A 6,000-nucleotide genomic window follows, 5' to 3' on the forward strand; every position below is an offset into this window, starting at 1 on the left:
CCTTGGCGCAGCGGCTCAGTCCATTCCGCGCAGGTCCAGGACCAGCTCGGTGTCTCCGTCGGCCTGCAGGAGCACGGGGATTCCCCAGTCCTGCTGGTAGAGGTGGCAGGCCGCATGGTCCGGGATCTCGCCGTCGGCGTCTTCGGGCCCGTCACACGCGGCCGCGCGGGCGGTGATGTGCAGGACGCCCTCGGGGACGTCGGAGGAAAGCTCCAGGGTGCGCAGGAGCCCCACGGACGTCCCGCCGCCGGAGACCAGCAGTTCGGGGGGTGTGGACGAGATCTTCAACTGGGTGGGATCGCCCCAGCGGTCGTCCAGCTTCTGACCGGTGGGCGCCGTGAAGCGGACCGCCAGTTCGAGCGGCCCAGGCGCCACGGGGCTCTTGGGCCGGTGGGTCTGCGCCGCACCCTCGTCCACCTGCTGGGCTTCCTTCGGGATGGGCACGTACACGAGCTGGTGCTTGTTGGCCTCGACCACCACCAGCAACGGCTCGGATCCGGCGACCTGGGTGTGGTCCACAATCACGTCCGAGGGCTCGGACAGTCCGCGGGCCAGCGTGGAGACCGTGCCCGTTGCGGGGTCGTAGCGGCGGACTGCGCCGTTGTACGTGTCCGCGATGGCCACCGAACCGTCAGGGAGCACCGTGACGCCGAGCGGGTGCTGCAGCCGCGCCTCCCCGGCGGGTCCGTCGCGGAAGCCGAAGTCGAACAGGCCCTTGCCCACCGCCGACTCGACGGTGATGCTGCCCGCGTCATCAATCACGAGTTTGCGCAGGGCGGAGGTCTCGGAGTCAGCCACCCAGATGTTGCCGTCCGCGTCTTCGGCGAGGCCGGAGGACTGGGCGAACCAGGCTTCAGCGGCCGGGCCGTCCAGGAGCCCTTCGAGGCCGTTGCCGGCGATGATCTTTACGGCCCCGGAGGTCGGGTCGAAGCTGAAGATCTGGTGCACTCCCGCCATCGCGACCACCACGGCGTTGAGCTTGGTGGACCAGACGACGTCCCACGGCGAGCTCAGGGACACCGCGAGCGGGTCCGCCTCGAGCCGGGTACCGTAGGCGGCGCCTTCCTCGTCCACGCGGGCCGGACCGGTTTCCAGCAGCCGCTGTACGCCGTTGCCGGCCAGCGTCCGGACGGTGCCGTCCGTGAGGGACAGCCCGCGGAGCCGGTGATTCACTGAGTCGGCAATGACGACGTCGTAACCGGCGTCCGCGGCGACATCCTCAGGCAGCAGCACCAGGCCCTGCGGTTCGTTGAACCGGGCGGTGGCGGCGTTGCCGTCGGCGTGGCCCTTTTCGCCCGAGCCGTACGTGGCCAGCACGGTCTGAAAGTCGGTAGAGAGTTCCACGAGCCGGTGATGGCCGGTGTCGGTCACCAGCCACGAGCCGTCGCCGGCGCCTCCGACGCCGCGGCCGGCGGGCAGGAACAGGGCCTTGCCCGGGAAGCGCAGTGTTCCCGACGTCGGTTCCGGCGCCACATAGGGGCCGTCGCCCCGGTGCAGGGTGCCCCTGGCTTCGTGTTCGGCGATCAGCTCGGGGATCAGCACGGCGAGGCCGTCCGCGTGGCCCTCGCCGGAGAGGTGCGCCACGATGTAGCCCTCGGGATCGATGACCACCAGGGTCGGCCAGGCCCGGGCCGTATAGGCCTTCCAGGTGTCCAGCTCGGGGTCGTCGAGGACAGGGTGGCGGATCTCGTAGCGTTCGACGGCGGCCGCCAGCGCCACGGGATCGGCCTCGTGCTCGAACTTGGGCGAATGCACGCCGACCGTCACGAGGACATCCGAGTACTGCTGCTCGAGCGGGCGGAGTTCGTCCAGGACGTGCAGGCAGTTGATGCAGCAGAACGTCCAGAAGTCCAGCAGCACGATCTTGCCGCGCAGGGATTCAAGGTCCAGGGACTTGCCACCGGTGTTAAGCCAGTTGCGGCCCACCAGTTCGGAGGCCCGGACCCGGAGGTGGGTGCGTACGGTTTCGGTCATGAGCGTCCTTCCAGCTTTGAATTGCGTTCGGCAAGCCTGGCGTCGCGCTCGGCCAGCTTGGCAAACATATCGTTGTAAGCGGTGAGATCGGCGTCGTTATTCCTGTCCGCCGCCCGGTCGGTGCGTTTGGACTCGCGCGCGTCGGAGCGGGACCACATCACGGCGACTCCGATCGCTACCAGCAGGGTTGGCACTTCGCCGATCCCCCACGCCACGGCACCGCCCATCTGTTGGTCCAGCAGGGCCGCGGGGCCCCAGGTCCGCCCCAGGTTGCCGAAGTAGTCGGCGGCCAGCAGTCCGGTGCCGCCCATGATGGCGACGCCGAAGAACGCGTGGAAGCCCATGGTGGCCAACAGGAGCAGCAGCCGCATGGGGTACGGTGCGCGGCGCGGCAACGGATCGGTGCCGATCATGGTGAGCACGAAGATGTAGCCGGTGAGGGCGAAGTGCAGGTTCATGAGTTCGTGGCCCACGTGGTCCCGCATCGCATAGCCGAACGCATCCGAGTAGTAGAAAAGCACGATCGAGCCGGCGAAGTTGGCGGCCGCGAACAGCGGGTGGGTCACCAGTTGCGAGAACTTGGAGTGGATGAAGATCATGAGCCACTCGCGCGGGCCGCGGGAGCTGTCGCGCCGGGGGGTCAGCGCCCGCAGTGCCAGCGTCACGGGGGCGCCGAGGACCAGGAAGATGGGGGCCACCATGGTCAGGGCCATGTGGTCCACCATGTGCGCCGAAAACAGCACCCTGCCATAGACCGACGGCGGCCCCGAGGTCACATAGGTGAGGACCATGAGTCCGATCACCCAGTTGACCGTCCGGAACCAGGGCCACGAGTCGCCCCGCTTCAGCACCCTTCGTACGCCGAGGAGGTAGGACACCAGGCCAAATACGACGACGGCGATCCAGAGCCAGTCGAGCCGCCACTCCGTGAGCCATCGGTCCGGGGTCAGTTCCGGCGGCAGCTCGTAGCCCGAGAGGATGAAGGCCGGCGAAGCGTCGGGGGCGAAAGTGGTGGGCTGCGGCGGGGCGGAACGCCCCAGCGCGACGGCGATCCCGGACGTCGCTCCCATGATGATCAGCTCCACGATCACCAACTGCCACAGCACCCGCCGCGCGGACCTGCCCATGGCGCGGTTGCCCAGCTGCGGGATGACCCAGCGGCGGTGCATGAGCCCGATGCCGCCCAACACCAGGACCGCTGCCGTCTTGGCCAGGATCAGTTGCCCGTAGGCGGAGCCGAAGAGGTCTGCCCATGTGGTGAGGCGGATGCTGGCGTTGATCACGCCTGAGGCGAAGACCAGCGCGAAGGCAAAGCCGGCCAGGGATGAGAACCGGCGCAGGGTTGGCTCGGTGATGTCTGCAGTCCCCGAAGCTGCCCCCGAGGTGCGGCCGCCGGCGCCCGTGCCCTCCAGGACCCCGGAGAGGACCGCGAGCATGATGATGCCGCCCACCCAGGCCGATACGCCGACCAGGTGCAGGCCGAGCGAATTGATGGCGCCCTCGTGGTCGCTGGAGCTGGAGGAGTGTCCGATCAGGGCAGCGGGAACCAGACCGATCAGCGAAAGGACCAGCGTCAGTGCCAGGCCGCCGCGGGAGCGCACTCCGAACAGGGCGGTGGTAACGACGGCGGCGATGATTACGACAGCCAGCCACGCGCGTCCGGTTTCGATGTCCGTCATGAAGTAAACGAGGGAGCGGGTGAATTCCGGATCCCCGGAGATGCCCTGCCCCGCAATGTCCGCGTAGCCCAGGACCAGCACGGTGATCGCGGACAGCGTCCAGACGGCGCCGGCGGCCGCTGCCACGGCCAGCGCCCGGGTGAAGGCGGGATGTTCCGGGGCGTCCTGCTCCTTGGACCGGGAGCCGTTCCTGTTTCGCGGCAGGATGCCGACGGCGAAGATCAGGCCGCCGATCACGGTGGCGACAGCGACGTTGTGGATCGCTTTGCTCACCGGAAGCCCCCAGCGCACCAGTGCCCCGGGATCTGAGACCTCGCGGGCGGCTGCTGCGCCGGAGAAGATAAGTGCCGCTACCAGGCCAATAAACAACGCGCCAAGGCCTGCGATCAGCCAAGGCCGGGCAATCCCGGCGGGACCGGAGCCAGGGCCGCGTGCGTCCCCGGGGGGAACGGGCGCTGCGGTTGTGGGCGTGGGATTTACTGCGGAAGGCACACCTCCATTGTCCGCTACGCCGCCTAGCTCAGCGAATCGGCCCCGGCGGCTGGGCCTCTGGGGATCCGCCAAGCCGGCCCGGCCTTCAAAGGACTGCGGATTCGTCGGGAAGGCCGCCCGGCCGGGCTAAGACCGATTAGGGACCGGGTTAGGGACTGGCCGGGGACTGGCCGGGGACGCAAAAGGAGCGGCAACCCGAGGGTTGCCGCTCCTTTCAAGCCTGCGAAGAAGACTACTTCTTCTTGGCGACTGCAGCCTTCAGCTTGGAGCCGGCGGTCAGCTTGACGCTGTGGCCAGCGGCAATCTGGATGGTCTCGCCGGTCTGCGGGTTGCGGCCGGTGCGAGCTGCACGGTCGGTGCGCTCTACGGCGAGCCAGCCCGGGATGGTGATCTTCTCGCCCGCGGCGACGGAGGTCTCGAAGACCTCGAACAGTGCGTCGAGCACGGAGTTGACTGCTGCCTGGCTGGTGCCGGCCTTGCCTGCTACCTCTGCAACAAGTTCACTACGGTTCTTAGCCATTTATGTCCTCCTGGACGGTCACGATTTTTGGAGCCTGCACACGGCATGCGTACAAACCACTGTTCGAAAACTTACCAGCTTGGCGCCTCAGAGGTGGCAAATTCCGCGTGTTTTCGGCCTTTTTTGGGGAAAATCACTGGAATCGGGCGCCGATCGCCGTCAAATTGCGCCGAGAGCGGAAGCCCCCTCGTCGGCGCCGTTTCACCGAGTTCCGCCGCGGTCCCCGCCGGCGTACTTTGTGCCGCCAGGTAGCCACCCCGGGCGCTGCCCGCTGCTGACCCGTCCCATGGTCTGTAAGTCTATATCCGGCTGCTCTGTGAGTGGCTGGCAGTCTGGTGCTGTGGCCTGGCTTGGGCGTGGCTCACCCATGGTATTGCCTCCGAGGGGAATCTCCCACGTACTGATGAGGCCTAACTCTTGGTGTTCTAAGACTGCTTGGCACCATTCAAGGATTTGAACTGGCCGCCGAGCTCTTGCGCCAGGCCCTTCAAGTCCATACCGCTCGGAGACTCCTGAAGTGCCTCGGACATGTCCACGACCATCCAGTTTTTACCCTCCACGATGGCTAAAGGCTGGGTGCTGTCCGCATACAGCTGCTGCTCAGCATTTCGGGCCTCTTCGGTCTTGAACCACTCGACCTGGACACGTTTTGAACAGACGGCGTATTCGGCCGTGTAACCGGCCAGCTCCGGATTGATGATGGGGGCCGTTTTGGGCGCTTCCTCGCAGCCAATGACATCGGCAACGGCTCGGCGGGCTTCCTCGATAGAGCCGAATTCCGTATGCTGCGGGGACTGCGAAGACTGGGCATTCGAGGACTGCTGCGCCTCCATGCCACAGGCTGTTAGGACGCAGATCAGCCCCAGCATTGTGGTCGTAGCGGCGTACTTGAACTTGCCTGTGATCATCACCGGACACCCCCCAAGGTCAGTGGACTAATACTTGCACAACGCCAGGAACTTAATATGTAGGGGGCCAGTTCCAAGGAGCTGGCTTGTCCTTTCGCTGCGCTGGCTGCGCTATCAGAACCCGGCTTGACGAATTTAGAAGCATCCTGGCGGGCAGTGAGGGGATGCCTTGGCGGGTCGACGCCGGCACCGGCCTTGGATGCCCTGCCGGCTGCCCGGGGATGTGGGGCGCTCGTGGCGGGCCCTGGGGCCGCTGTGATGGCAGGCCGTGTACCGGACCGGTTTGGGGGCAGCTGGCCGTGGGCCCGGGCTCCGGGGCCGGGGTCCCGGCCCTGCCGGAGAGGGGGGTTAAATGCGGGAGGACCCCCACCTGGTGGTGGGGGTCCTCGACCGTTAATGGTGTTCCGGCGGTGACCTACTCTCCCAC

General features: G+C 67.0%; 4 protein-coding genes. All 4 read right to left on the reverse strand.

All coding sequences use genetic code 11. From position 1 onward, the window contains the following. Positions 1–15 precede the first annotated feature (15 nt). Positions 16–1,974, reverse strand: a complete 1,959-nt coding sequence (locus tag AC1DDH_RS12840) for an NHL domain-containing thioredoxin family protein (protein WP_476860380.1) — start codon at positions 1,972–1,974, stop codon at positions 16–18. Continuing rightward, positions 1,971–4,145, reverse strand: coding sequence for a bifunctional copper resistance protein CopD/cytochrome c oxidase assembly protein (locus tag AC1DDH_RS12845; protein ID WP_476860381.1), 2,175 nt, complete (start codon positions 4,143–4,145; stop codon positions 1,971–1,973). The genes AC1DDH_RS12840 and AC1DDH_RS12845 overlap by 4 nt, the downstream gene beginning before the upstream one ends. A gap of 232 nt (positions 4,146–4,377) precedes the next feature. Continuing rightward, positions 4,378–4,665, reverse strand: coding sequence for an HU family DNA-binding protein (locus AC1DDH_RS12850; protein WP_011776355.1), 288 nt, complete (start codon positions 4,663–4,665; stop codon positions 4,378–4,380). Positions 4,666–5,090: 425 nt separating this feature from the next. Next, positions 5,091–5,573 carry a hypothetical protein gene (locus AC1DDH_RS12855; RefSeq protein ID WP_476860382.1) on the reverse strand — a complete coding sequence of 161 codons (483 nt, stop codon included), beginning with the start codon at positions 5,571–5,573 and terminating at the stop codon, positions 5,091–5,093. Positions 5,574–6,000: the final 427 nt, after the last annotated feature.

Source organism: Arthrobacter sp. 10T425 (genome assembly GCF_056393985.1).

What these genes read in the sequence shown, in the direction of transcription:
- AC1DDH_RS12850 (WP_011776355.1), bottom strand. Translation starts at nt 4,665, where the DNA reads ATGGCTAAGAACCGTAGTGAACTTGTTGCAGAGGTAGCAGGCAAGGCC.
- AC1DDH_RS12840 (WP_476860380.1), bottom strand. Translation starts at nt 1,974, where the DNA reads ATGACCGAAACCGTACGCACCCACCTCCGGGTCCGGGCCTCCGAACTG.
- AC1DDH_RS12855 (WP_476860382.1), bottom strand. Translation starts at nt 5,573, where the DNA reads ATGATCACAGGCAAGTTCAAGTACGCCGCTACGACCACAATGCTGGGG.